Annotated in this window: 22 protein-coding genes; 10 read left to right on the top strand and 12 right to left on the bottom strand. The window is 62.7% G+C overall.

Going from position 1 to position 24,658, the window contains the following annotated elements; genetic code table 11:
• Window positions 1-32 precede the first annotated feature (32 nt).
• Window positions 33-1,934: a M10 family metallopeptidase gene (locus tag LZ538_RS08380; RefSeq protein ID WP_249831526.1), complete on the bottom strand. Its 1,902-nt coding sequence runs from the start codon at window positions 1,932-1,934 to the stop codon at window positions 33-35.
• Window positions 1,934-2,449 (bottom strand): hypothetical protein, encoded by a 516-nt coding sequence (locus LZ538_RS08375; RefSeq protein ID WP_249831525.1) that lies wholly within the window; start codon window positions 2,447-2,449, stop codon window positions 1,934-1,936. Before LZ538_RS08375 ends, LZ538_RS08380 begins: the two co-directional genes overlap by 1 nt.
• Before the next feature lie 256 nt (window positions 2,450-2,705).
• Between LZ538_RS08375 and LZ538_RS08370 the strand changes: the two genes are divergently transcribed.
• Entirely contained in the window at window positions 2,706-3,401 is a 696-nt protein-coding gene (locus LZ538_RS08370) for a 2OG-Fe(II) oxygenase (protein ID WP_249831524.1), read from the top strand.
• Between the two features lie 6 nt (window positions 3,402-3,407).
• Window positions 3,408-5,222: a cobaltochelatase subunit CobT gene (cobT, locus tag LZ538_RS08365; RefSeq protein WP_249831523.1), complete on the top strand. Its 1,815-nt coding sequence runs from the start codon at window positions 3,408-3,410 to the stop codon at window positions 5,220-5,222.
• Between the two features lie 318 nt (window positions 5,223-5,540).
• On the opposite strand, the gene rpmB is transcribed toward cobT, so the two are convergent.
• Window positions 5,541-5,840, bottom strand: coding sequence for a 50S ribosomal protein L28 (rpmB, locus tag LZ538_RS08360; RefSeq protein ID WP_249831522.1), 300 nt, complete (start codon window positions 5,838-5,840; stop codon window positions 5,541-5,543).
• Window positions 5,841-6,022: 182 nt separating this feature from the next.
• Here rpmB and LZ538_RS08355 point away from each other — a divergent pair, with 182 nt between their 5' ends.
• Window positions 6,023-6,298: a hypothetical protein gene (locus LZ538_RS08355; protein ID WP_249831521.1), complete on the top strand. Its 276-nt coding sequence runs from the start codon at window positions 6,023-6,025 to the stop codon at window positions 6,296-6,298.
• A 35-nt stretch (window positions 6,299-6,333) separates the two neighbouring features.
• Window positions 6,334-6,786: a nucleoside deaminase gene (locus LZ538_RS08350; protein WP_249831520.1), complete on the top strand. Its 453-nt coding sequence runs from the start codon at window positions 6,334-6,336 to the stop codon at window positions 6,784-6,786.
• Window positions 6,787-6,800: 14 nt separating this feature from the next.
• Here LZ538_RS08350 and LZ538_RS08345 read toward each other — a convergent pair whose 3' ends face one another.
• On the bottom strand, window positions 6,801-7,457 hold the full coding sequence (locus LZ538_RS08345) for an OmpA family protein (protein ID WP_249831519.1): 657 nt from the start codon (window positions 7,455-7,457) through the stop codon (window positions 6,801-6,803).
• A 119-nt stretch (window positions 7,458-7,576) separates the two neighbouring features.
• On the opposite strand from LZ538_RS08345, the gene LZ538_RS08340 reads away from it, so the two are divergent.
• Entirely contained in the window at window positions 7,577-8,920 is a 1,344-nt protein-coding gene (locus tag LZ538_RS08340; RefSeq protein ID WP_249831518.1) for a hemolysin family protein, read from the top strand.
• Here the strand turns inward: LZ538_RS08340 and LZ538_RS08335 are convergent.
• The 3 genes from LZ538_RS08335 to purD are packed head-to-tail and all read right to left on the bottom strand — an operon-like array spanning window position 8,917 to window position 11,166.
• Complete coding sequence (locus LZ538_RS08335) at window positions 8,917-9,408, bottom strand: hypothetical protein (protein WP_249831517.1); 492 nt, start codon at window positions 9,406-9,408, stop codon at window positions 8,917-8,919. The genes LZ538_RS08340 and LZ538_RS08335 overlap by 4 nt on opposite strands.
• A gap of 4 nt (window positions 9,409-9,412) precedes the next feature.
• Window positions 9,413-9,910, bottom strand: a complete 498-nt coding sequence (locus LZ538_RS08330; protein WP_249831516.1) for a hypothetical protein — start codon at window positions 9,908-9,910, stop codon at window positions 9,413-9,415.
• On the bottom strand, window positions 9,907-11,166 hold the full coding sequence (gene purD, locus LZ538_RS08325; RefSeq protein WP_249831515.1) for a phosphoribosylamine--glycine ligase: 1,260 nt from the start codon (window positions 11,164-11,166) through the stop codon (window positions 9,907-9,909). Before purD ends, LZ538_RS08330 begins: the two co-directional genes overlap by 4 nt.
• Between purD and xseA the strand changes: the two genes are divergently transcribed.
• On the top strand, window positions 11,165-12,553 hold the full coding sequence (gene xseA / locus LZ538_RS08320) for an exodeoxyribonuclease VII large subunit (RefSeq protein WP_249831514.1): 1,389 nt from the start codon (window positions 11,165-11,167) through the stop codon (window positions 12,551-12,553). The two genes, purD and xseA, sit on opposite strands and share 2 nt — an antisense overlap.
• A 5-nt stretch (window positions 12,554-12,558) precedes the next feature.
• Window positions 12,559-12,765 carry a DUF2093 domain-containing protein gene (locus LZ538_RS08315; protein WP_249831513.1) on the top strand — a complete coding sequence of 69 codons (207 nt, stop codon included), beginning with the start codon at window positions 12,559-12,561 and terminating at the stop codon, window positions 12,763-12,765.
• On the opposite strand, the gene LZ538_RS08310 is transcribed toward LZ538_RS08315, so the two are convergent.
• Window positions 12,762-13,289, bottom strand: coding sequence for a type VI secretion protein (locus LZ538_RS08310; protein ID WP_249831512.1), 528 nt, complete (start codon window positions 13,287-13,289; stop codon window positions 12,762-12,764). The genes LZ538_RS08315 and LZ538_RS08310 overlap by 4 nt on opposite strands.
• Window positions 13,290-13,570: 281 nt before the next feature.
• Here LZ538_RS08310 and LZ538_RS08305 point away from each other — a divergent pair, with 281 nt between their 5' ends.
• Window positions 13,571-16,678, top strand: coding sequence for a TonB-dependent receptor domain-containing protein (locus tag LZ538_RS08305; RefSeq protein ID WP_249831511.1), 3,108 nt, complete (start codon window positions 13,571-13,573; stop codon window positions 16,676-16,678).
• A 102-nt stretch (window positions 16,679-16,780) separates the two neighbouring features.
• Here the strand turns inward: LZ538_RS08305 and LZ538_RS08300 are convergent, their stop codons facing one another.
• Both LZ538_RS08300 and LZ538_RS08295 read right to left on the bottom strand, forming a co-directional pair.
• The gene (locus LZ538_RS08300) at window positions 16,781-18,580 is read right to left on the bottom strand and encodes a tetratricopeptide repeat-containing sulfotransferase family protein (RefSeq protein WP_249831510.1); all 1,800 of its coding nucleotides are present in this window, start codon (window positions 18,578-18,580) and stop codon (window positions 16,781-16,783) included.
• 11 nt (window positions 18,581-18,591) lie between these two features.
• Window positions 18,592-19,209 (bottom strand): 2OG-Fe(II) oxygenase, encoded by a 618-nt coding sequence (locus LZ538_RS08295; RefSeq protein ID WP_249831509.1) that lies wholly within the window; start codon window positions 19,207-19,209, stop codon window positions 18,592-18,594.
• A gap of 194 nt (window positions 19,210-19,403) precedes the next feature.
• On the opposite strand from LZ538_RS08295, the gene LZ538_RS08290 reads away from it, so the two are divergent.
• Window positions 19,404-20,423 carry a hypothetical protein gene (locus LZ538_RS08290; RefSeq protein ID WP_249831508.1) on the top strand — a complete coding sequence of 340 codons (1,020 nt, stop codon included), beginning with the start codon at window positions 19,404-19,406 and terminating at the stop codon, window positions 20,421-20,423.
• A 405-nt stretch (window positions 20,424-20,828) separates the two neighbouring features.
• Here the strand turns inward: LZ538_RS08290 and clpB are convergent, their stop codons facing one another.
• Together clpB and LZ538_RS08280 are read right to left on the bottom strand one after the other, a co-directional pair.
• Window positions 20,829-23,432, bottom strand: coding sequence for an ATP-dependent chaperone ClpB (gene clpB / locus LZ538_RS08285; protein WP_249831507.1), 2,604 nt, complete (start codon window positions 23,430-23,432; stop codon window positions 20,829-20,831).
• A gap of 61 nt (window positions 23,433-23,493) precedes the next feature.
• Window positions 23,494-24,249, bottom strand: coding sequence for a hypothetical protein (locus LZ538_RS08280; RefSeq protein WP_347402750.1), 756 nt, complete (start codon window positions 24,247-24,249; stop codon window positions 23,494-23,496).
• 57 nt (window positions 24,250-24,306) lie between these two features.
• On the opposite strand from LZ538_RS08280, the gene LZ538_RS08275 reads away from it, so the two are divergent.
• Complete coding sequence (locus LZ538_RS08275) at window positions 24,307-24,624, top strand: polyhydroxyalkanoic acid system family protein (protein ID WP_249831506.1); 318 nt, start codon at window positions 24,307-24,309, stop codon at window positions 24,622-24,624.
• Window positions 24,625-24,658 lie beyond the last annotated feature (34 nt).

The raw sequence follows: 24,658 nt of genomic DNA, 5'->3' as shown, positions 1-24,658 counted from the left end.
GCAGCCTGAGAGCTGCGGCACGTTCGTGTTCGTTAGAGAACGAAGTCAGTCGCATCGAGCGTCGGCGCGCCGAGCAGCACGACCGCGTGATCGACACTGCCGCCATCGAAGTTGGCCATCACGACGGTGACCTTACCACCGTAGCTGCCGGACGTGCTGTGGATGTCGAAGCCCAGCGCCTTCTCGGCGCCGTTCATGCTGTCGTACACTTTGTAGCTGAGCGTGCCGGCATCCTTGTTGGCGCTGGTGCCAACCCAGGCGAATGCCTGGTCGCCAGACACCTTGCTGTTCGCATCGAGACTTGCGAAGTCGATCTTGTCGGTCGTACCGTCGAAGTCGGTGACCACGTCGAACGACATCGTGCCGATCTTGCTGTTGACCTTGTTCGAGTTCACCTCAGCGATGAACTTGTCGGCGCCGGCGCCAAGCGTGATCAAGTCGGTGCCGTCACCGCCCGAGATCACGTCATTGCCGCCGTTACCGACCAGCTTGTTCGCTACCGAGTTGCCCTTGATCTGGTCGTTGCCGCCGCCGCCGATCGCATTCTCGATCGTAACGCCGTAGGCGATGCCGATATTGTCGTGCATCAGGCCGTCGGTCAGGCCGTACGTGTCCTTGAACAGCTGATTATAGAGATCGTAGGTCGCCTGGTCGCGCGGAGCGAGGCCCTGCGCGGCGCGGTTCGCATTGATCTGTTCGAGCGTAAGGAAGTCGACCGTTCCGCCGGCGCTGCTGAACGCGCCCGGGTTTAGGTCAATAATGGACGGGGTGTTGTAGCCCGACAGGTCCAGCGTGTCGTTGTTTCCGCCGCCGTCCCAGATCGCGATGACCGGGGCCGGCGTCTTTACGAAGTCGTAGCTGTCATCGTTCAGCCCGTGCGTGCTGAGGTTCGTATTGAACCCGTAGGTGTCGTTGCCATTACGCGTCGTGTAGTCCGCGCCATAGATCCGCTGGATCGCGGCAATGTCGTGAACGCCCGGCGTCGAATTGTAACGGTAGGTCAGGTTGTTCCAATCGACCTGCTGCATACCGGTCTCTTCACCGCCCCAGTAGGACATGATCGAATACTGGTAGGAGTCCTGGTAATATTCGGCGCCGTTCTCGTACGTAACGTCGAAGCCCGGGCCGAAGTTGTAGGCGCCCGGATGCTCCAGGCCGAGCGCGTGGCCCGTCTCGTGGATCAGCGTCGTGAGGCCATACTGACCTTCATCGAACAGGTGGTTCGACGCCTGGTTCGGATTGACGTAAACGTCGCCCGCGATTTCGGCGTAGGTCACGTACGAGCCGTCATCCTGAACAATGCTCGTGCGACCGTAATCGTACGGCAGGTAGGCCGACGCCTGGGCGGGGCCCGTGGTCGTGTTCATGAAATTGATGTCGCCATGCGCGGCATCCGTCTCGACAATCTTGACGTTAATCAGCTCGTCCCAGGCTGACAGCGCCTGGCGAGCCGCGTCGCGCTGGTCGGCGTCGAATGCCGAGAAGCCCTGCGCAACGGCCAAGCCGATGTACTTGGCGTTCGTGCCGTCCGACAGTCGCGTGTAGACGTAGGGATCCGGCAAAGTTGCGAGGGACTCGTAAAAGCCGAAGTTGATCGTGGTCAGCGGGCCGGTCGCGCCGCTTCCACCGAGCGAATAATAAGCCGCTTCGCCGCCATTGTTCTTGGATACAGCCTCCCAATACCACTGATTGTTGGCAGTGCCTTGAGCGCCGTCCCAATTCGCTCCGGAGTTGTAGGAAACGCCGTCGACAGTGAACACACCATCGCCGCGATTCAGGTAATATGCGGCCTGCTCAATGGTGAAGACCGGCTTGTCGCGGATCGTGCCGCCCTGGCCGTCGACGGAGCCGTTCAGGACGGTGTCGCCGCCGATTGTCACTCCGCCAAAGAAGTCTTCGCCTTGGTAACCGTCACTCAATGTACGTGTACGCATCAATCTACCCCTCTCCTAGGTACTGGATTCAAGTTCACGGTGGGTTGGTTCAGCCACGGCAGCAGCTCACCCAGCGAGGCGCGGATGGCCTCATCGAGCTTTTGGTTGTCGACTGAATTGGTGACGGCGACGGCGCGAGGCGTCGAACCGAAATAAGAAGGCGCAGGCTCGATTCCGCCCTGGTCGCCGCGGCGGATCGTTAGCAGCAGCATCGGGTTGCCGGGCGCTGGCTCGCTGACGGATGCCTGCACTGCCAGGACGGCGGAATGCGTATCGAGAAGCGCGGGATCGCCCAGCCTCGTGCAGGACACCTTCATCGGCGCGCCCGCGGCGGCGATTGCCTGAGCGCGCGCGCACAGCGATTCTGAGGTGAGTTCGGGCATCACGGTCTGACCCGACGTAAACTGCGATACGATGAGGACCTGGCGCTTGCCGACCCATGTCGGGTCCCGCATCGATGTCGATGACGGAGCCGCGCCGACGGCAGCGACCGCTGCGCCCGCGACTGCAAACATCTTCAAGACCCCGAGAACGATCACCACGCCCCATCGCCGAGCAATTGCTTGCTCGACGCCCCAAGATTTTGTTGTTGGTGAAGGTAAGCCCCAACGCCAACGCGCGAACCGAATCACTTGCCTCGGCTGCGAGCGGGGTGATTCCATTAAGAAAACTTAACTGCAATCAAATTCTTAATTTCACTCAACTTTTTTGTTGATTCACTGTGTCTGATCGGGACACGTGCCCCCTCGGACACAGATTTGGAGGCCGATCTTGTTTGAACTTGCGCGGGGGTTGGACCCGCAGGCTTTGAGGAAGATCTACGACGCGCATGGTCGCCTGCAGATCACGGATTTCCTGACCCGCGAAAGCGCCTTGGCGCTGTACGAGGACCTGGCCCAGAGCACCGAATGGCGGCTGACCGTAAATCGGGGCGAGGAGATTTTGCACTTTGGTCTCGACGAACTCGGTCTCTGGGAGCCGGCCAAGGCCGAGCTGCTCGAAAAGGCTGTTACTTCCGGTGGCCGTTTTGGCTTTCAGTTTCGCTACGATGTCATTCGAAAAGCCGAGGGTTCGGACGGGCTGCTCACCCCATTCACTGAATTCATGTGCAGCGACAACGTGCTGGATCTCATGCGCGCGATCACCGGAGCGGACGATGTTTCATTCGCGGATGCCCATGCGTCGCGATATCGCGCAGGGCATTTCCTCACGACCCATGACGACAGGGTGGACTCCATGGGCAGGCGCGCGGCCTACGTCCTGAACCTGACGCCGAAATGGCGGCCGGACTGGGGCGGTCTGCTTCAATTCTTTGATTCGAGGGGCGATGTTGTCCGTGCCTTCACGCCCGGGTTCAACACGTTGAACATCTTCCGCGTGCCGCAGGCGCATAATGTCAGCTGGGTCACTCCGCTTGCTGGTGCACCGCGATATGCAGTGACAGGCTGGCTTCGAGCGAATAGCTGAGCCTTGATGGTTGAACGCATCGACCTCTTTCGCCGCGCTCTTGCCGGCGCGACGCGCGCGATCGCCAAAGATGCGGAGGCCGATGTCGTCTTCGCCGCCGAGCCAGCGAATGCGACTGGGAAGACCGCTCGCGTCCCATCGCCCGGACCCGCGCTCGAGCCCCGCTTGGTCGCCGAGGCGCGCGGCGCGGCCGACGCTGTAGCGCTCAGGCTTCGCTATCACGATGCGAAGCTCCATTCCGCGCACGCGCCGATGGACGTCGAGGCTCGGGCTGTGTTCGACGCGCTCGAGACCGCTCGTGTCGAGGCGCTGGGCGCGAAGTCGATGGGGGGCGTGCGCGAGAACCTCGCGCGGCTCACGGACGCCCGCGTGCGCGGCGATGCAATCGTGCGCGCGCGCAGCGCCGAAGAAGTCCCTCTGGCGACGGCTATCGGACTGATCGCGCGCGAGCGGCTGACCGGCGAAGCGCCGCCCAAAGCCGCACTTGGCGGGCTGAAGCTGATTGCCCCCTGGATCGAGGACAAGGCCGCTGCCGAGCTGGACGCCTTGGCCCTCACGCTCGATGATCAGGCAGCATTCGCTCGGCTTTCACGGCGGCTGCTTGAGGATTTGGACCTGGCAACGGCCCAGGATCCGACGGAGCAGGATCCCGAGGAAGGCGGTGACGAAGAAGAGGGCGATCAGGGCGGCACCGAGGAAGCCGCGGATGAAACCGGCGAGAGCACTCCGTCAGGCGGCGACGTGGAAGCTCGCGGTGAGGAAGCGGAAGAAGGCGATTCGGACAGCCAGGACTCGGATCAGGCGGAAGCTGGCGAGCAAGAGGCGATGTCCGGCGAGGAGGCCAGCGAGAGCGTTTTCGCTGCGCCGGGGCGTCGAAACTGGGAGCAGTCGCCCGAAACTGACTACAAGGCATTCACCACGCGTTTCGACGAGATCGTCGAGGCAGGCGAGCTTTGCGACGAGGAGGAGCTTGGCCGGCTTAGGGCCTATCTGGACCAGCAGATGAGCAGCCTTCAGAATGTGGTGACGCGGCTCGCCAACCGCTTACAGCGTCGGCTGCTGGCACAGCAGGCACGAAGCTGGGATTTCGACCAGGAAGAAGGATTGCTCGACGCGGCGCGCCTGGCCCGCGTGGTGGTCAGCCCCGGTCATTCGCTATCCTACAAGGTCGAACGCGACACGGAGTTCAAGGACACTGTCGTTTCGCTCTTGATCGACAACAGCGGGTCGATGCGCGGCCGCCCGATCGCGATCGCGGCCATCTGCGCCGACATCCTGGCGCGGACGCTCGAGCGCTGTGGCGTCGCGACGGAGGTGCTCGGCTTCACCACGCGCGGCTGGAAGGGTGGACAGAGCCGTGAAGCCTGGCTGGCCGCGGGACGTCCGCCCAAGCCGGGCCGGCTGAACGACCTCCGGCACATCGTCTACAAGCGCGCCGACGAGCCTTACCGCCATGCGCGTCGTCATCTCGGGCTTATGATGCGGGAAGGGTTGCTGAAGGAGAATATCGACGGCGAGGCGCTGCTGTGGGCGCACAATCGCCTGCTTGCGAGGTCCGAGGAGCGCCGGATCCTGATGGTGATTTCCGACGGTGCGCCAGTGGACGATTCGACGGCCTCGGCGAATGGCGGAAGCTATCTCGAGCGGCACCTGAGACAGATCATCGACTGGATCGAGAAGCGCTCGACGATCGAGTTGATCGCGATCGGCATCGGCCACGACGTCACGCGTTATTACAGTCGGGCTGTCACCATCATGGATGCCGACCAATTGGCTGGAGCCATGGTCGACCAGCTTGCTCGATTGTTCGAGAGCGCCTGAAGCTTCGTCAGGCAAAAAGTTGGGCCCGATGCAACAACGCGCATCGGGCCCCCCTCGTTACGCGACGCGAGGGAACTAGATGACGACGAGGAAAAAGGGGGAAACCTCGTCGCTTGAAGGTCTTATGCGCGATTCGCATGCAATCGAGGCTGAACGCCCGTTGCAGCCTATATTCAGGAAAAGCGAGCGTAGTCAGAGATTTAGGGGAGGCGACGTACGTTGATCGGTGCACGCGCCAAGAGGTGGCGGCGGACGCCGCTGCGATTCCAGACACTCAGCGCATGAGACGGCGGGGATGCGCCCGCCAGTCGGGTAGACCTAGGCCGCGGCTTCCGCCTGCGACTGCTTCTTCGCGATCTCGCGCTTCAGCTTGCGGGCCTTGGTGCTAAGCTTGTCGTTGCTGGTCTTGAGCAGCCAGTTGTCGAGGCCGCCGACATGCTCGACCGAGCGCAGACCGTGCGTAGAGACGCGCAGCTTCACGCTCTGCCCCAGGGCATCGGAGATCAAAGTCACGTTCTGCAGGTTCGGCAGGAACGTGCGCTTCGTCTTGTTGTTGGCGTGGGAAACGTTGTTACCCACCTGCCGGCCCTTGCCGGTCAGCTCGCAAACCCGCGACATGGTCTTTATCCTGATTTGAGCGAGCGCATAGCTGCGCCCGGAAAGGGCCGCCCGTTAGCTGCTTGGCGCTTGCTCGTCAACTTGCGCGGCCTTTCTCAAGGCAACTGGATAACAGCAATTTGCGTTGAGCCTTGTTGAGTTGCTGGACGGGCGCGGAAGCCGCCCTATTCTGGGAGATGCAAATGCGCGCCGCGCTCCTGCTACTGATAGTTGCCGTCGTCGTAATCGTGATCGCCGTCGCCTCCGGCTTCGTGAACATCAATCAGATGCGAGGTGCCCAGGCTCCTCAGGTGTCCGCCAGCGCCAACGGTGTCACGGCCACCGGTGGCCAAGCGCCGGCGTTTGAGGTGGAGACTGGATCGATCAAGGTCGGGACCAAAGATGCCAGGGTCAAATTGCCCAGCGTGGAGGTCTCGCGCCCGGAGCAGAACGAGGTGGCGACCAACAACGCCATGTAGCTGACAGCTGTCGCACGCTCGGCTAGCGCATCGGCATGAGCTTTCCCTTGCCTCCCCCCATGCGTCGCGCGCTCGAGCTCGCGCGGGATGCTGCAAGTGCGGGCGAGGTTCCGGTCGGCGCAGTTGTCACGCTCGGCGACACGATCGTCGCGGAGGCTCGCAATGCGATGCGGGGATCCCTCGATCCGATCGCCCACGCGGAGATGGAAGCGATCCGCGCGGCTGGAGCGAGGCTGGGGGTAGCGCGACTGGATGACTGCACGATCTGGGTCACGCTCGAGCCCTGCGCGATGTGCGCCGCGGCGATCTCGTTGGCTCGGCTCAAGGAACTGAGGTTCGGAGCGGAAGATCCCAAAGGCGGCGGAGTCGTACATGGCCCACGGATTTTCGCGCAGCCGACCTGCCACCACCGCCCCGATGTTCTCGGGGGCATTGGGGAGGCTGAAGCAGGCGCGCTAATGAAGGGCTTCTTCGCCGCCCGCCGCTAACGGCGCCCGCGCGTTCACATATAGGGGACCAGCCTGATTTCGACGCGCCGATTGGCTGCCTTCTGCTCCTCGGTGACGTCGGAGGCGTACAGCGGCGCACTTTCTCCATATCCCTTCGACGCGATGCGACCGCGCGCCACGCCATGCTTTGACAGGAATGTGGCGACAGCCGCGGCGCGCTTGTCCGAAAGGGACTGGTTGACCTGAGGCGTGCCGCTCGTGTCGGTATGCGCGAGCACGTCCACATAGGACTGGTTCTGGGACTTCACCGTCCGCGCGATCTCCAGGAGCGTGGCATCGAATTGCGGGTTCACGACTGCGCTGCCTGACGTGAAGGTGAAGGCGGCCGGTATTCGAATCAGGATTCCATGCTGGAGGCGGATCACGTCCAGGCCGATGCCGGCTGTCTGCCTCCGCAGCTCGGTCTCCAGGATGCTCGAATAGCTCGCCGCTCCTGCCGCCGTCAGAGGCTTGATCCCCGCCGCCTTCATCTTCGCGGCTCGCGCCCGTTTGCCGCCAATGACGTCTCCGTTCAGGTATGGGGCATTGACGCCAAGCGGAATGAAGCTCGCGGGCGGAGCGATGACCGGAGGAGGCGCAGTCTGACAAGAGGCGAGGGCGAGGACGGAACAGCAAAGGGCCAACGCCGACAGGCTGCGCGAAAGGGTCATCGTTAACTCCGGTGAAAGAGGCTGTTGAAACCGGGCATAGCAGTGATGGTTCCGCTCGTGAATCGATCTCCGACTTGTGAACAGCGAGAACGGCAGGCTACAGTCATTCTTCTGCGCCCATGAGCGAACAACTGCTTCCCATCCCTTGGCTGGACGTCCTCCTTATCCTCGCCCTGATCGCCCTCAACGGCGTTCTGGCGATGAGCGAGCTTGCGATCGTCTCTTCCCGTGACGCACGACTGAAGGCGATGGCGAAGGTCGGCAGCAAGGGAGCACGATGTGCTCTCGAGCTCGCTTCGGAGCCAGGCCGATTCCTGTCCACAGTTCAGAGCGGCATCACGCTGATCGGCGTCCTCAACGGTGCATTTTCGGGCGCGACGCTTGGCGAACCGGCAGCGGAGCGGCTCCAGCTGGCCGGTTTGCCGGCGGACACCGCGCATACGGTCGGGTTCGGACTTGTGATCGTGCTCACCACGTTCGTCTCGCTCGTCATCGGTGAGATCGTCCCGAAGCAGTTCGCATTGCGGTCGCCCGAGTCGATTGCCGTCATCGTCTCGCGCCCAATGCTGTGGTTGTCCAAGGCTACCGCACCGTTCGTCTGGTTGCTGGACCATACAAGCGCACTGATCTTCCGCGCGCTCGGCATGAACCGCGAATCCCGCAACCATGTGACTGCGGAAGAACTCCACCTCGTCGTCGCGGAAGCGCAGACGGCGGGCGTTCTGGAAGAAAGCGAGCGCGCGATCATTTCCGGTATCGTCCGCCTTGCGGATCGACCCGTGCGCGAAGTGATGACTCCGCGCACCGAAGTCGACTGGATCGACGTCAATGCGGGCCCTGATCAGGTTCACGAAGCTTTGGTGGAGACCCAGCACAGCCGAATTCCCGTCGCCGACGGCTCGATCGAAAACGTGGTCGGAGTGATCCAGACTCGTGACGTGCTCTGCGCGGTCCTCGAGGGCCGGGAGGTCGATCTCAAGCATCTTTGCCGTACAGCGCCGGTAATTCCCGACCTGATGGATGCCATGGATGCGCTCGCCGTTCTTCGCAGTGCCGATGTTCCGCTGGCACTTGTGCACGACGAATACGGCCACCTCGACGGGATCGTGACGCCGGGCAGCATTCTTGCTGCCCTTGCCGGGACTTTCGCCCACGACGTCGAGCAAGGCGAGGAGCCCCCACTGGTGGAGCGCGAGGACGGCAGCTGGCTGGTTTCGGGAGCGGCCAGCGCGGACCTGTTGGTCGATCGGCTGGGAATCAATCTTTCCGAGGATCGCGATTATTCGACCGTAGCGGGCTTTGCGTTGTCAGTGCTCAAGCATCTCCCGGAAACGGGGGAGACCTTCCGCCATGACGGCTGGACCTTCGAAATCGTCGATATGGACGGTCGCAAGATCGACAAGCTGATTGTTTCGCGACCCCGCCGCAAACATTCCGACGAGCGTGCCGAAGCCGCGAGCTAAAGCTTGCCGAATCGCTCCTCGAAGCCGTCGGTGTCTCCCCGAGCGAGATAATCCGCCTGCTCAACGATCCGATCGCGAACGATGCGGCCCCGGAAGGCCCCGAGCTGGCTGTCCAGCCTCTCGATTTCGGTCGGCGTTAGCGCCGCGATTTGCTCGTAACGACGAAATCCGAGGTCACTCAGCGAGTCCGCGAACTTGGGCCCGATCCCCTTTATCCTGCACAGGTCGTCAGCAGCGCCAGTGTCGCTCTCGAGCTGTCGATGTACTGGTGCGCCGATGATCTCGCCGGTGACATCGCTCGTCGCCGCGGCCGCTTCTCCGGCAAGGCCTCGCCCCTCCGCCGGACGTCTTTGCGCCATGTGAGGACGGATGGGTGCGCTGTCCGTCAGCGTGACTCGCTGCCGGGGACGCAAGGCAAAGAAGGCGACCAGCGCCAGCACCACAAGGGCCACCACAATGATCGGCCAATATGCGTTCACGAAATCCATGCGATCACCAACTCCATTGCGCGTTGTAGCGACGATGCAGCTCGACCAGATAGGCCAGCAACACGCCCACGAGAAAGCTGAGCAGGGCCGCCAGCGCAGCCTCCGCCGCCAGCGGAAGTCCGCCCAGCCGGTCCGTCCAGCCTGCGCTACCAACACCTGGAAGCGCGCTCATGATCCGTGCAAGCTCGCTCCGCTGGAAATCATCGGCTCGCCCGATAAGCACGAGATGCCGGCTCAGCGGATCGCGATGCAGATGCGCGACGACGGACCCCATTTCCCAATCGACCAGCGTCTGTCGGGCGGTTCGCTCCACGACCGTAGCAAACCGATCAGCGGCTCCAAGCGGTCCATGCCAGATCAATGCGGCAATGATCGCGGCCGCCGCCCCGACGCTGAGAGCAGTAGTCAGTCGCTGCCGCCGGAAACCAATCGTGCCGGCTATCGCTCCGGCTAGCAGGCCTGCGGCCGCGACAGGCCAGAAGTACGACCAGAAGACGTTCATCCCTCAGTACGTTCCAGCTCGCGCCAGCCGATATCGCGGCGGTGGAAGCCGTCGGCGAAATCGATCTGATCGATCGCTCTGTACGCGCGAGCGCGCGCATTCGCGAAAGAATCGGAGACCGCCGTCACTGCAAGCACGCGACCTCCCTTGGCCACCAACGCTCCATCGGCAAGCGCCGTGCCCGCATGAAAAACGGTCACCCCATCCACCTGCTCGGCAGCTTCGATCTCCCTTATCTCTCCGCCGCTGGCCGGGGTTCCCGGATAGCCCCGAGCGGCGACGATGACAGTCATCGAATGCTTCGGAAGGAGTTGCGGCGCATCGCCTTGATCAAGCCGCCCAGTTGCGACCGAATTGAGGAGTTGCGCGAAATCGCCGTCGATGAGCGGCATGATAGCTTCGCATTCGGGATCGCCGAACCGGACATTATATTCGATCAGCTTAGGGCCATCCGCAGTGAGCATCAGTCCGGCATAAAGGACGCCGCTGAACGGCGTTCCTGCGGCCGCGAGTGCGCGTGCGGTGGGCAGGACAATCTCTTCCATCGCCCGATTCTGCAATTCCGCGGTGAGAACAGGCGCCGGCGCATATGCGCCCATTCCGCCGGTATTGGGCCCGGTGTCTCCTTCGCCCACTCGCTTATGATCCTGGGCCGACGCCAGCGCGACCGCAGCGTCCCCGTTCACGAGAGCGAAGAGGCTCGCTTCCTCGCCTTGCAGGAATTCCTCGATGACGAGCGGACCGTCGCCGGCTGCCTCGATTGCGGCCACGGCCTCGTCGCGCGTGGTCGCTACGGTGACGCCTTTGCCAGCCGCAAGGCCGTCGGCCTTGATGACGACCGGGATGTCGAACTGATCTAGCGCACGGAGCGCGTCGGAAGCTTTTTGGGTGCGCACATAAGCCGCGGTCGGGATGCCAGTCGCCTGGCACAGGTCCTTGGTGAAGCCTTTCGATCCCTCGAGCTGCGCCGCCGCAGCGCTAGGCCCAAACACTGCAATGCCGGTCTCGCGCAGGGCATCGGCGACACCGGCAACGAGAGGAGCCTCTGGTCCGACGACAACCAGGTCAGCGCCGAGCCGGCGCGCCGCATCGACAACCGCCGCCGGGTCACAGGGATCGAGGGCGATGCATTCGGCCCAACGAGCGATGCCTGGATTGCCCGGAGCGGCATAAAGCTTGTCGCAGCTCGGCGATTGCCTAAGTCGCCATGCGAGCGCATCCTCCCTGCCGCCCGAACCCAAGAGCAGAATATTCATGGATCTCCCTGACGACACGCGTTCCGGCCTGTTAGCGAACGTCGCCGCAGGCGACAATTCGCCGGCGCTCAGTGTCAGCGAGTTGTCGGGGGCACTGAAGCGCACGATCGAAACCGCATTCGGCCAAGTCCGGGTCCGCGGCGAGATATCGGGCTTCAAGCGACACGGTTCAGGTCACTGTTACTTTACGCTGAAGGACGAGAATGCCTGTATCGACGCCGTGATTTGGCGGACGAGCGCGGGCGCACTTGCATTCCGACCAGAGGACGGCGCCGAAGTCATCGCGACGGGCAGGCTCACCACTTATCCGGGGCGATCGAAATATCAGATCGTCGTTGAACGTATGGAGCTGGCAGGCGAAGGGGCGCTGCTGGCGCTGCTGGAGAAAAGGCGAAAGGCTCTCGCGGCCGAAGGCCTGTTCGACACCTCGCGAAAGCGCCGACTGCCCTTCTTCCCGCGGCTGATCGGGGTCGTCACATCGCCGACGGGGGCGGTGATCCGGGACATCTTGCACAGGCTCGAGGATCGTTGCCCGACCCATGTCATCCTGTGGCCGGTGCCGGTCCAGGGGGACGGTGCCGCCGCGCGCATCGCCGATGCCATTCGCGGTTTCGCGTCGCTTTCGCAAAAGCCGGACCTCCTCATCGTCGCGCGCGGCGGCGGCTCGATCGAGGACCTGTGGGCATTCAACGAGGAAGAGGTGGTTCGCGCCGCCGCCGAATCACCGATCCCGCTGATTTCCGCGGTAGGACATGAAACCGACACGACCTTGATCGATCATGCTGCGGACCTGCGGGCGCCGACGCCCACGGCCGCGGCGGAGCTGGCGGTGCCCGTCCGGGCCGAATTATTCGCGCAGTTGGGCGAGCTGGGCCATCGCGCGCAGCACTGCCTGTCCCGAAGGACCGAGCGTGCGCGCGAGCGCCTTGAGCTCACGGCGTGCCGCTGGCCGGAACCGCAGGCGATTATTGCGCCGCACGTGCAATATATCGACGAACTCGGCGAACGCCTCCCGCGTTCGCTCGCGGCACGTGCGAGCCACGCGCGCGCGGATATGAATCTTGTCACTGGCCGCCTCAGGCGGGATCTGATCGACCAGCGGATTGCCCAGCTGACGGATCGCCTCGCCGCGGCATGGAGGATGGCAGAGCTCGCGCATCCCGAGCGGCCACTCGCAAAAGGCTATGTGCGGGTTACGAGCCGTGGCGGAGCGACCCTGACGAGTTCCGCGCAGGCGCGCGCCGAACGATCGGTGACCTTGCGATTCGGCGACGGTGCCGTCGATGCGACCATCGATGGGCAGAAGGTTTCGCCGACCGTTGAGCGCAAGGCGCGGACTTCCTACAATCCGCCGCAGCCGGGGCTGTTCGACGAGGCGAAGGAGTAAAGAGAATGCTGATGTCGGGAAGCGGAAGGGCAGCGCGCGTGCATTATCTCGCGGGGACCTTTCGCATGCTGAGCGACGGAGACCATGTCGTCTGCGCGGTGACCGGCGAACGCATCCCCTTGCTTGAGCTGCGCTACTGGAGCGTGGAGCGTCAGGAAGCCTATGCCAGCCCGGAAGCGAGCCTGAAGGCGGAGGCCGGCGCCGCGCGCTAGTGAATTCGGCGCACCTTGACCGCGGGCTGGTTGGCAATTTCCGCCCAATAGCTTCCAAACGCGCCGCGCGAGATGTGCACCTTAGTGCCCTTCTTTGGTTCGAAGACCGAAGTCGGCTCGATCGATTCCCAGGTTGATTGGGGCTCGGTCAGGTCGAAGCGAATGTAGCCGTTCGATATCGGCCTAAATGCGGCGAGAGTGGAATTCAGCTCCTTCTGCTCGGCCTCCCCACGGTCCTGATCCTTGCCTCCGAAGAATGGCAGTTTGAGGCCTCCAAAGCCGAACAGGGAACGCCTGACTTCCTGGACCTGCTTGCGGTCGACGACCGCAACGTCGCCCTTGGCACGCGCCGTGGCGAGCTCGCCGACGGCACGGTCGAAACAGGCGAGCCGAGCCGCATTGTCCGCGACTTGCCGGCAGGCTTCGACCGCAATCACAAGGCCGGACTTGCTGAGGTCGGCAGTTGCCGGGTTGGCCGGCGCCGCCGCGGCTGCGGCCGCGGCCAGAACGAAGGTGGTGATCATGGATGCTGGTCCCCCCAGATGCATTCGGCGCGCAACGTGACAGTCCGTCGATGAAATTCAATCTGCGGCTGCTGCATTGGACGTTCAAAGTGCCAGTCCGTCGACGAATTTCAATCTGTGCCTCAAATGCAACACCGCTGAATTGTTCGTCAGGCGAACGCTCCCGATCAATTGTCTCCCCCAGAATCATTGGTCATACAGCGGCCACTAACGTGAGGCTCGGCGCATGTGCGCACCTTTAGCGCGCGCCCAGCTTTCAACGTTCGTCGAAGGGGACAAAAATGCGAATTTCCAAGACCCAATTGCTTGCAACCACGTTTATTGCGGGCGTCGCTTTTGCGGCTCCGGCATTTGCGCAATCCACGGACCCGCAGGGCCCGTCACAGGATCCGAACGTCCAGGCGGCTCCGACCGACCAGACTCCGGCGACCCAGGAAAATCCGGCTGACACGGCCGCACAGGGCGCTCAGGACACCGAGAAGGGCTCGGCCGAGACGATCGTCGTCACCGGTTCGCGCATCGTGTCGCCGAACATCGTGTCGCTCGCTCCGGTCCAAGTGGTCGGCGAAGCGGACATCGACAAGTCGGGCGCCGTCAACGTGCAGGAAGTCCTGCTCGAGAATCCGGCCTTCGGTACGCCGGCGGTCAGCACGACCAACTCGGCGTTCTCGACCTCGGGCGCGGGCGCCGCGACGATCGACCTTCGCGACTTCGGTTCGAACCGTACGCTGGTCCTGATCAACAACCGCCGCGTCGTCGGCGGCTTCGGCGGTTCTCCGATCGTCGACCTCAACGTCATCCCGACCCAGTTCATCGAGCGCATCGACGTCCTCACCGGCGGCGCTTCGTCGCTCTACGGTTCGGACGCGGTCGCGGGCGTTGTGAACTTCATCTACAAGCGCAACTTCCAGGGCCTGCTCGCCGAAGGTCAGTACGGCATCACTGAGAAGGGCGACTATCCGCGCTACCAGATGAACGTTACGGCCGGCGCGAACTTCGCCGAGGACCGTGGCAACCTCATGTTCCACCTCGGCTACTCGGACGACAAGGGCCTGCTGTCGCGCCAGCGCAAGAACACGCGCGTCGACGACATCGACTATTTCCAGTTCAGCGGCAATCCCGACGATTACGGCACGCCGTACGAGCCGTTCTTCTCGAGCTTCACGCCGCAGGGCCGTTTCTTCACCTCGGCCGGGTCGTTCACGTTTGACCAGAATGGTGTGCTCCGGAACTGCTTCAGCAGCAACGGATCATCGTGCGGTGGCGCTCCGAACGGCTTCAACCGCCAGTTCTTCCGTACGCTGTCGACGCCGGTCAAGCGGTGGCTGGTTGCCGAGCGCGGTCACTTCGACATCACCGACAACATCAGCTTCATCACCGAGGCGACCTACTCGAAGGTGGCTGCGAAGACCGAGATTGAGCCGGTTCCGCTCGACGTTGCGAATATCTTCGTCAACACCGCGCGCGCTCCGGTTCAGAGCCTCGTCCAGGGCCCGAACGGACCGGTCATTGTCGACAATCCGCTCGTCCCTGCAGCGATCCTCGCCGCATCGACGGACACGGACGGCGACGGCCTCAAGGATATCGGCTTCTCGCGTCGTCTGCTGGAGTTCGGCACCCGTAACTATACCGCGGACCGCGACTTCTTCCGCTTCGTGACCGGCTTCGAAGGCAAGCTGTTCAACGACCGCTGGAACCGGGACGTGACCTACAACTTCGGTCGCACCGAAGAGCAGCAGGTTGCGAACGGCGACGTCAACATCCAGAACTTCCAGCATGGCTTTGCGGCGGTTCGGGAAACGGCGGCGACGGGCGACCTCAACGGCAACGGTGCGCTCGGCGATATCGTCTGCGCCGATGCGGAGGCTCGCGCCGAGGGCTGCGTGCCGATCAACATCTTCGGCGCCGGCGCCATCTCGCAGGCGGCGGTCAACTACATCAAGGCCGAGAGCAACCACTCGTTCAAGGTCACCCAGCAGGTGTTCAACGCGAACCTGTCGGGCGCGATCATCGACCTTCCGGCCGGTCCGCTCGGCGTCGCGATCGGCGGCGAGTATCGCAAGGAGAAGAGCGAAGAGAATTGGGACGCGCTTACCAACGCGGGCCTTCTGACGGGTAACGCGCTGCCTGACACCTCGGGTCAGTTCAACGTCAAGGAAGCCTATGGCGAAATCAACGTTCCGATCCTCGCCAACATGTCCTTCGCCCATCAGCTCAACCTGCGCGCCGCGGGCCGTATCTCGGATTATTCGACGATCGGCAGCGTGACGACCTGGAACGTTGGTGCCGACTGGGCTCCGATCGAGGACATCCGCTTCCGGGGAACCTATGCGAAGGCGGTTCGCGCGCCGAACATCGGCGAGCTGTTCACCGGTCCGTCGCAGACCTTCCCGACCGGCCTCCAGGATCCTTGCGCCGACATCGATCCGGGCACTGCGGGCCAGCAGGGCGTCACCCTGACCAGCACCGGCACCGTCTCCGAGCAGTGCCGTGCTACGCCGGGCGTCATCGCGAACATCAACGCCAATGGCGGCGTGTTCACGCTGACCCAGGCCGACAAGCAGGGCGTCAGCGGCTTCACTTCGGGTAACCCGAACCTCGGTCCGGAGAAGTCGAAGAGCCTTACGCTGGGCGTGGTCATCAACCCCAAGAGCTTCGAGCCGCTTCGGAACCTCGTGCTGTCGGTGGACTATTTCAAGATCAAGCTGACCGATGCGATCTCGTTCTTCTCGCGTCAGACGATCCTGAACCAGTGCTACCAGGATGCGAACGCCGCGTTCTGCCAGTTCATCACCCGCTTCCCGACCGCGACCGGTTCGGCGAGCCCCGGTGCGCTGCAGTTCATCAACGTCGGCGGCGTCAATGCGTCGAAGCAGAACGTGGAAGGCATCGACACCGTGCTGTCCTACCGCACGGGCCTCGACAGCTTGCTCACCGGCCTGACCGCGAACGCCCGGATCGCCTGGACCCACTATCTCAAGGGCGCTCTGACCGAGCTGCCGGGTGAGGATCCGAACCGTCAGGTTGGCGAGATCGGCACGGCCAGGGACAAGGCTAACGGCACGATCGCGTTCAACACCCGCCAGTGGGGCGTGTCGTTCACCGGCACCTACATCGGCAAGTCGTATGAGGACGACGTGTTCCTCTCGGGCTTCGGTCTCGACGACAAGGCGGTCAAGATCGATCCGGAGTTCTACCTCGACACGCAGCTGAGCTTCACGCCGGTCCGGAACTACGAGTTCTTCTTCGGTGTCGACAACCTGCTCGACAACAAGGCTCCGAACATCCTGTCCGGTTCGCCATTCAACAACACGGGTGCGGATACCGCAGCCAGCGTCTACGACATCTTCGGACGTCGCTATTACGCCGGTGCGCGCCTGCGCTTCTAAACCGACGAACGATCGTCAAAAAACTGGCGGCGGGGAGGAAACTCCCCGCCGCTTTTTATTGCCTTAACGACTGGATGATTGCGCGAAGCGCGAGTTAGGCGACTAAACCGACTGGAAGTCCGGTGCGTCCGGGTAGGCGTCGAGGACGGGTCCCAAAGCTTCCTTGAGCGGCGTCAGCCAAGGGTCGAACTTGCGCCAGGCTTCAAGACCCTCGCGGCTAATCGGCCTTCGGACCTGCTCCGAGCTGGGCGTGCGTACCGCACGTTCCGTTTCGTAGAACCGAAGGCAGGCATCATCGAAGGGGAGCCCGAGATAGTCGAGCATGCGCCGGATCTCGGCTTCCGTGTCCTCGACCAGCCGTTCGTGAATTACACGATGAACGCGTCCGGGCAGCACTTCTTCGACGTGCGCCATCATCCGTACATAGTCCGCATAATAGCGGCCCATCCAGCCGAGATCGTAGCTGAAGGCCTGCCCTCGCGCGTAATGCTGCTTGAAGTTCGAGAACCCGGTCGCGAGCGGATGCCGGCGCGCGTCGATGATCTTCGAGTTCGGAAGGATCAGGTGGATCAGCGGAACGTGCACCCAATTGTTGGGCATCTTGTCGATGAATCTTATCCGCCCTTCCACGCGATGAGGGCGCGTACGGGCAAGATATTCTTCCCCGAGATCTTCGATAGCGTCCGCTGAAAGGGCCGACAGCTTTCCGAAGTAATCACCGTGCCGACGGCCCAGCTTCTTCGCGAGGAACCCGATGTCGGGGAGTTCCGTCGTGCCCTCGATCGCGGGATGGCTGGCCAGGATTTGCTCGACCAGAGTCGACCCCGAACGCGGCATGCCGACAATGAAAATGGGATCGGGAGCGGGGCAGCCCTGGCCCGCGTGCTTTTCAAAGAATTCGCGCGTGAAGAATCGCGTACTGGCGGCGACTTCCTTGGAAATATCGTCGGGATCGTGATTCAGACGAATCCGCCGCAGCTGGTTCGCTTTTGCGTAATGCCCGAATGCCTGGTCGGTATCGCCGCTGTCCTCGAACGCCTTGCCGAGCGCAAAGTGAATATGCAGCCGGTCGTCCTCGCCGAGGCCTTCGTCCTCGATGGCCTCGGTCATGGCTGAGATATCTTCGGCGCCGAATTTCACCGTCTTCAGATTGGACAGGTTCCACCATGCTTCGCCGGCGTGCGAGTCCACTTCGACGGCCTGGCGCATTGCGCGCAGCCCATCGTCGGACCGGCCTTTAGTCTTGAGTATCAGACCGTAGTTCAGCCACAGTTTCGGGTTGTTGCCAGATGTCGCGATCAGGCGCTCATAGAGAGCAAGGGATTCGTCAAATCTGCCCGCGCGGCCAAGCGCGGCCGCCTTGATGAAACTCGCAAGTTCTTGGCCCGGATCGTTCGTCAGGGCCTCGTCCATCAGCGACACGACCTCGGCATGTCGGCCGTGCCCATCCAACGCCGATGCAAGCGCAAAGCGCGCCGGGAAGAAGTCGGGTGCGAGCTCAATAGCCAGCCAGAGCAAATCTTCAGCTTCGTCGTCGAAGTCGAGCTCGTGTGCCAATCTGCCCATCAGGAACAATGCCACCGGTTCCGCTGGCCGTTCGAGCAGGCGCTTGCGGAGCACTACTTCGGCCGTCTCGAGGTCCTTTTTGGCAAGCGCCGCGGCGGCTTGGTTGAGAAGCGGGTCCGCACCGCGCACGAACGTCCTGAGTTCACCGCGGCTATTGGCGCGCTGCTCGATTGCCGCCAGGGCCTGGGCAAGCAAGCGGTAGCCTTTGGCGTCGAGGGGGTCACCTCCGAGATGCTCGCGGAGGCGGCGAGCTGCCTCCTGGGGATCTCGGTCGATCAACTCCGGAATATGTTCCAGCGAACCCCCGTCGGTCACCGTGTCCGGGCTCGTACTCAATCCAATCTCCGTTAGCGCCTGTTGCCGATCGGTCCCGGAGGGTCGTCGCACCTGAACCATCCGGTCACCGCCATGCGCCTTTCCGTCACATAGGTCGAAACCATCGAAACGGAATGCAATTGCGGGATGGTAAAGATGTTCAGCGTGTTGAAGGACGGCTTGAACGCAGCCTCGATGTTGTCGTCGCGATCGAAGAATTGAAGAAAGCCGCCCCAATCGCGTTCCCACACGGGGGACATATTGAACACATAAGCGGCGAGGCGGCCCTCCATGTGCATTTCATCGGTGTGAGCCTTGAGGAAATGCCCTTGCTTGAACCAGGTCGCCTGACCGTCGGCCCAACGGATATTCTCCAGCCCCGTGACCTGGCGAATGGTTTCCAGCACGGGTTCGCTGTTGATGAGCTCGTAAAAGTCGAAGATCCCCTGTCGCGGTGCATGCTCTGAAAAATATGCATTCAGGACCGGGTAGAAGGCATAAATGAACTGATACTGCGTCCGCGCCCTCTCTCTGATGCCCATCATCATGCGCGTCGCTTCGTCGTTGCTCAAATTGTCCAACCGGTCAGCGTGCAACTGATGGACATGGTTGCCCTCATTGAACACAATGCCCCATGGCAGCGCTTTCAAGTCATCAAGCACTAGGTCGGCGGACTGGGGCGTGAGAAAGTTTCGGATTTGCAACCGTTTCGTGCGAGCATAATCCTGCGCGAGCGACGCGACGTCCAACTCCGGGCTAAGCTTTAGCGGGGCCTTCGATGGTTCGGTTTCCACCATGATTCTCTCGATGAAATTTGCAGAACTTCTAATGAGCCTTGGCTGCCATGTCTCCGGATAAACAGGCCGCGTCCGTGCTCCGGGACGCCGACTGGCTGCCTGTGCATTGGCATCATGCACGTGACGCAATCGACTTTGCGTGGATTCCCCGGGACCGTCATCCTTCGCTCACGTTCCTGGCGGAGCAATATTGGCGTGAATTGAATCCGCCCGTCGTTTCGCTCGATCGCAGCGGTCTGGGCGAACTCGGCTCGCACAATGCTCACTACATCTTCCATTCTGCATTTTGCTGCTCAACCCTGCTGACCCGAGCGCTCAATGTTCCCGGCAGGGCAATGGCGCTCAATGAGCCGGAGATCCTGCTCGATCTCGCTTCGGCGGCGCAGCATGGCCGGCTGACGAGCGACGCGTTGCGCACCGTCGCGGAGCTTTTGGCCCGACCATTTCGTCCGGAGGAATCCGTCGCGATTAAGCCGAGCAACGAAGCCAACGTCTTGGCTCAACATCTGCTTGGCGGGAACGAGGGGTCGCGTGCGATATTCCTTTATGCGCCGCTGAAGCGCTTCCTCAGCTCGGTAGCGCGAAAGGGGATGTGGGGGCGGCTATGGGCCCGCCGCTTGTTCTCGACACTCCGCGTGCAGACCGGGATCGACGTCGGCCTTGACGAAGTCGGGCTGTTGCAATTGACGGACCTGCAGGTCGCAGCGCTCAGCTGGCTCATGCACCACGCGCAGGGCGCCGCCTTGCTTGCCGCATTCCCGCAACGCGTGAAGACGCTCGACAGCGAAACCTTCCTTGCGAACCGGGCACAAACTCTCGACGCGCTCGGGGTGCATTTCGGCAATGCGCTGGACGGGGCCAAGATCGCTGCTGGCCCGGCGTTTGCAACGCATTCGAAGGAAATCGGACGCAGCGTGGATCCCGAAGCGCCGCTTGAGCCGCGCATACCGATGCCGACGATCGATGAGGAGATCGAGATGGTGGCGACTTGGGCGCAGTCCATGGCCGAACATCTGGGAATTGCCTTCGACCTGCCGCGAGGGTCGACCTTGATGGCACCCGCGTAGCCGCGCGGGATCCTAATTGCATAGGGCGATAAAAAGGATCATTGCCCCAGTGTCCTGATCGAAGTCGATGCTTCCGAAGGGAGGGGCCCCATGATCACTCGCCCGCTAGCTTCCTTTTCGATCCTTTTTGCCGCCGTTGTCTTGTCGGGAGCGGATCATGCTCCGCCGGCTGCACAGGCTCCTCAAGCCGGTGCTCCCGAGGAGCGCGTCTGTGAGAACATCACGGTGGTGGGAAGCCGGCTCGCAAGAAGGCGCGTCTGCGCGACTCGCGCTGAATGGGCGGAGCGAAGGAAGCAAGACAGGGAGGTTACCGAGCAGTTCCAGACGATGCGCAACAATCCCTGTAACTCGAGCAACCAGCCGAACCCATCAACGGGCATGTGCTAGTGGCGTCGAGGGACGTTGCTATTCCGCTGCGGCCCTGACTTCCTCGACCGGTGTCAGCAGCAGCTGGCCGTCGCCTTCATCCACACGGATGACCGAGCCGTCGGCGATCTCGCCGGCGAGGATTTTGTCGGCGAGCGGATCCTGCAAATACTTCTGGACCGCGCGCTTCAGCGGTCGCGCACCATAGACCGGATCGTAACCGACCCTCCCTAACCACGCGCGAGCAGCGTCAGTGAGGTCCAGCCTGATCTTCCGGTCCTCGAGCAGCTTCTGCAGCCGTGCGACCTGGATGTCGACGATCGGCCCCATGTGCCCGGCGCTCAGTCGATGGAACAGGATGACCTCATCCAGGCGGTTCAGGAACTCCGGCCGGAAATGGCCGCGCACGACCTCCATCACCTGCGGTTCGACTTTCTCGACCGGCTCATCCTCGCCAAGCGCAGCGAGATATTGTGATCCCAGGTTCGACGTCAGGATGATGATCGTGTTGGTGAAGTCGACGGTGCGTCCCTGGCCGTCCGTCAGCCGGCCGTCGTCGAGCACCTGCAGCAGCACGTTGAAGACATCGCCGTGCGCCTTTTCCACCTCGTCGAACAGGACCACCTGGTACGGGCGCCGCCGAACCGCCTCGGTAAGCACGCCGCCCTCTTCATATCCGACATAGCCTGGAGGAGCGCCAATCAGGCGAGCGACGGCATGCTTCTCCATGAACTCCGACATGTCGATCCGGACCATCGCGCTCGAATCGTCGAACAGGAACTCGGCCAGGGCCTTGGTCAGCTCGGTCTTGCCGACGCCGGTAGGGCCGAGGAACAGGAACGAGCCGAGCGGGCGGTTCGGGTCCTGGAGGCCCGCGCGGGCCCGGCGCACGGCGGCTGAGACCGCCTTTACCGCGTCTTCCTGACCGATGACGCGGGCGCCGATCATCTCTTCCATCTGGAGCAACTTCTCGCGTTCACCCTCCATCATCCGCTCCACGGGAATGCCGGTCCAGCGACTGACGACGGCGGCAATGTCCTGGTCGGTGACTTCCTCGCGCAGCACGGCGCCCTTCGACGCAGCCTGCGCATCGGCCAGCATTTTCTCGAACTCGGGGATGCGTCCGTACTGAAGCTCACCCGCTTTCGCGAGGTCACCGCTTCGCTGTGCCTGCTCCAGCTCGAGGCGGGCCGCGTCGAGCTGCTCCTTGATCTTCGCCTCGCCGGCGATCTTCTCTTTCTCGGCCTGCCAGCGCTGCGTCAGCTCGGACGATTTCTGCTCAAGATTGGCGAGCTCCTCCTCGAGCTTCCCAAGTCGATCCTTTGATGCCTTGTCCTGCTCCTTCTTGAGTGCCTCGCGCTCGATCTTGAGCTGGATGATCCGGCGATCGAGATTCTCGATCTCCTCGGGCTTGGATTCAACCTCCATGCGGATGCGGCTGGCCGCCTCGTCCATGAGGTCGATCGCCTTGTCCGGAAGGAAGCGATCGGTGATGTAGCGGTTGCTGAGCGTGGCTGCGGCCACGATCGCCGCGTCCGTTATGCGCACCCCGTGATGAAGCTCGTACTTCTCCTTCAGCCCACGAAGGATCGAGATCGTGTCGGGCACCGTGGGCTCGCCTACGAACACCGGCTGGAAGCGGCGCTCGAGCGCCGCGTCCTTTTCGATATATTTGCGATATTCGTCGAGGGTCGTCGCGCCGATGCAGTGTAGCTCGCCTCGCGCCAGGGCGGGCTTCAAAAGGTTGCCGGCGTCCATCGCGCCTTCGGCTTTCCCGGCCCCGACCAATGTGTGCATCTCGTCGATGAACAGGATGATGTCGCCCTCGGCCTGTCGGACCTCGTCGAGGACGCCCTTGAGCCGCTCCTCGAATTCGCCGCGATATTTTGCGCCGGCGATCAGCGAGCCCATATCGAGCGCAAGGAGCCTTTTGTCCTTGATGCCGTCGGGAACGTCGCCATTGGCGATGCGCAGTGCGAGACCTTCGGCGATGGCGGTCTTGCCGACGCCGGGCTCGCCGATCAGGACGGGATTGTTCTTGGTGCGCCGCGCCAGGACCTGGATCGTCCGGCGAATCTCCTCATCGCGGCCGATAACCGGGTCGAGTTTGCCGGCGCGCGCTGCGTCGGTGAGGTCGCGCGCATATTTCTTGAGCGCGTCATAGCGGTCTTCCGCGCCCTGCGTGTCGGCGGTGCGGCCGCCGCGCAGCTTGTCGATTGCGGCATTCAGGTTTTGCGCGGTCAGCCCGGCCTTCGCGAGCGCACCTCCGACATCCGTGTTCTTCGCTAGCGCCATGGCAAGCAGGATGCGTTCGACCGTCACATAGCTGTCGCCCGCCTTTTTCGCGACTTGCTCGGCCTGGTCCAGGATACGGATCGTGTCGCCGTCCAGCGCCGGGGCCTGGGTGGCGCCGCTGCCGGTAACCGCCGGTACTTTCGCGACCAACTGGTCAACTTCGCGCCGCGCCGCCTGAGCGTCGCCGCCCGCGGCGTTGATGAGCCCTGCCGCCATGCCCTGCTCGTCGTCCAGCAGCGCCTTCAGCAGGTGTGCGGGCGCGATACGCTGGTGGTGCTCACGGACCGCAATCGTCTGCGCTGCCTGGAGGAAACCGCGAGCGCGGTCGGTCAGCTTTTCGAAATCCATTCCCTACCCCTCTTTCAGGAGGCGATATGGTGTTGCACTATAGCAACACAAGCCCCGCGCATCAGTTGTTCGGCGGCTGCGTACTCGGGCTTTGGCTTATCAGAGGATTGGCCGCGGGCTGCGCGCTAGCGGCGTCCGGATCGCTCGAATGAGCAAGCTCGAAGCTGCGGGCACAGGCAATCGTGCCCTCGTCGTTCGTGCCCCACGTCCGGAATTTCCGCGAATCCACATGGAAGCGCAGCCCAACGTAGAAGCCGAGCCCGACGCCATAACCTTGTCCTGAGCGGGCGTGAACGGCGCATAAAGTCCGGATCATCGCGTCCCGAGTGATAGGCCGAAGCGGGACCATGTCGACCGCCTGCATGAACCGATGCGCGCTTTCCCGGGCACCGCCGGCGCACTGGTTCAGCATCGGATTCCGGTACACCGAAACAGGCTCTACCGGCCCCAGGACCGGAATCACCTTGTCGCGAACATAACGGAGTGCCTGCACTACGTTTGGCCAATCCTCCGGCGGCGGCACTTCGAACGCGGGGGCGCCGCATTTGTACCAGTCGCTCGCGGTCCGAAGCAGTTGCCAGGTCGGCACTACGCCGTTCACGCCATAAGTGGCAAGATAGTCGTTCAGAGCCTTCACCTGCGTCGCGTGGGAGGGCGAGGCGAGGTACCAATTGCGATAGCCGGGCTCGTCCTGTCCGATGACGACATAAGGCTCGAGCGGATTCCACGGCATGCCTGGGTACCAGGCTGGAGGCTGCGCAACCGCCGATGAGCTGGCGAGGAGCAGCAGGAAGAACAACTTGCACATCGGACGCAAGATACGCCCCTCACCGATCTTGAAAAGCAAAGAACGCCAGCCCACTGTATTATTTCTATGCCACAGCCCATCGAAGTCGATCTGCCTCACAACCTCGGCAAGGACGAAGCGCGCCGCAGGATCGCGAACAATGTCCACAAGCTCGAGGAGCATATTCCCGGGGGAGCCCAGGTTCAGTCCGGCTGGGCCGGCGATCAGCTCAACCTCGACGTGCAGGCGATGGGGCAGGAGGTCGCCGCAACGATCGATGTCGAGGACAGCAAGGTTCGCTTGAAGGTGCTGTTGCCTGGAATCCTCGGGATGTTTTCCGGCGTGATCCAGTCTGCTCTGCAGAAGAAGGGCGGTGTCCTGTTGGAGGATCATTCCAAGGGCTGACGTCGCGTCGGCTTTGCCGCTAAGCATTCCTGAA

The sequence above is a fragment of the Sphingomonas hankyongi genome, from assembly GCF_023516575.1.
GTDB classification, from domain to species: Bacteria; Pseudomonadota; Alphaproteobacteria; order Sphingomonadales; family Sphingomonadaceae; genus Sphingomicrobium; species Sphingomicrobium hankyongi.
This window is presented reverse-complemented; position numbering and strand designations above follow the sequence as displayed.

Coding starts and splice junctions, on each gene's coding strand:
- LZ538_RS08380 (WP_249831526.1), bottom strand. CDS start 1,934: ATGCGTACACGTACATTGAGTGACGGTTACCAAGGCGAAGACTTCTTT.
- LZ538_RS08375 (WP_249831525.1), bottom strand. CDS start 2,449: ATGTTTGCAGTCGCGGGCGCAGCGGTCGCTGCCGTCGGCGCGGCTCCG.
- cobT (WP_249831523.1), top strand. CDS start 3,408: ATGGTTGAACGCATCGACCTCTTTCGCCGCGCTCTTGCCGGCGCGACG.
- rpmB (WP_249831522.1), bottom strand. CDS start 5,840: ATGTCGCGGGTTTGCGAGCTGACCGGCAAGGGCCGGCAGGTGGGTAAC.
- LZ538_RS08355 (WP_249831521.1), top strand. CDS start 6,023: ATGCGCGCCGCGCTCCTGCTACTGATAGTTGCCGTCGTCGTAATCGTG.
- LZ538_RS08350 (WP_249831520.1), top strand. CDS start 6,334: ATGAGCTTTCCCTTGCCTCCCCCCATGCGTCGCGCGCTCGAGCTCGCG.
- LZ538_RS08345 (WP_249831519.1), bottom strand. CDS start 7,457: ATGACCCTTTCGCGCAGCCTGTCGGCGTTGGCCCTTTGCTGTTCCGTC.
- LZ538_RS08340 (WP_249831518.1), top strand. CDS start 7,577: ATGAGCGAACAACTGCTTCCCATCCCTTGGCTGGACGTCCTCCTTATC.
- LZ538_RS08335 (WP_249831517.1), bottom strand. CDS start 9,408: ATGGATTTCGTGAACGCATATTGGCCGATCATTGTGGTGGCCCTTGTG.
- LZ538_RS08330 (WP_249831516.1), bottom strand. CDS start 9,910: ATGAACGTCTTCTGGTCGTACTTCTGGCCTGTCGCGGCCGCAGGCCTG.
- xseA (WP_249831514.1), top strand. CDS start 11,165: ATGGATCTCCCTGACGACACGCGTTCCGGCCTGTTAGCGAACGTCGCC.
- purD (WP_249831515.1), bottom strand. CDS start 11,166: ATGAATATTCTGCTCTTGGGTTCGGGCGGCAGGGAGGATGCGCTCGCA.
- LZ538_RS08315 (WP_249831513.1), top strand. CDS start 12,559: ATGCTGATGTCGGGAAGCGGAAGGGCAGCGCGCGTGCATTATCTCGCG.
- LZ538_RS08310 (WP_249831512.1), bottom strand. CDS start 13,289: ATGATCACCACCTTCGTTCTGGCCGCGGCCGCAGCCGCGGCGGCGCCG.
- LZ538_RS08305 (WP_249831511.1), top strand. CDS start 13,571: ATGCGAATTTCCAAGACCCAATTGCTTGCAACCACGTTTATTGCGGGC.
- LZ538_RS08290 (WP_249831508.1), top strand. CDS start 19,404: ATGTCTCCGGATAAACAGGCCGCGTCCGTGCTCCGGGACGCCGACTGG.
- clpB (WP_249831507.1), bottom strand. CDS start 23,432: ATGGATTTCGAAAAGCTGACCGACCGCGCTCGCGGTTTCCTCCAGGCA.
- LZ538_RS08275 (WP_249831506.1), top strand. CDS start 24,307: ATGCCACAGCCCATCGAAGTCGATCTGCCTCACAACCTCGGCAAGGAC.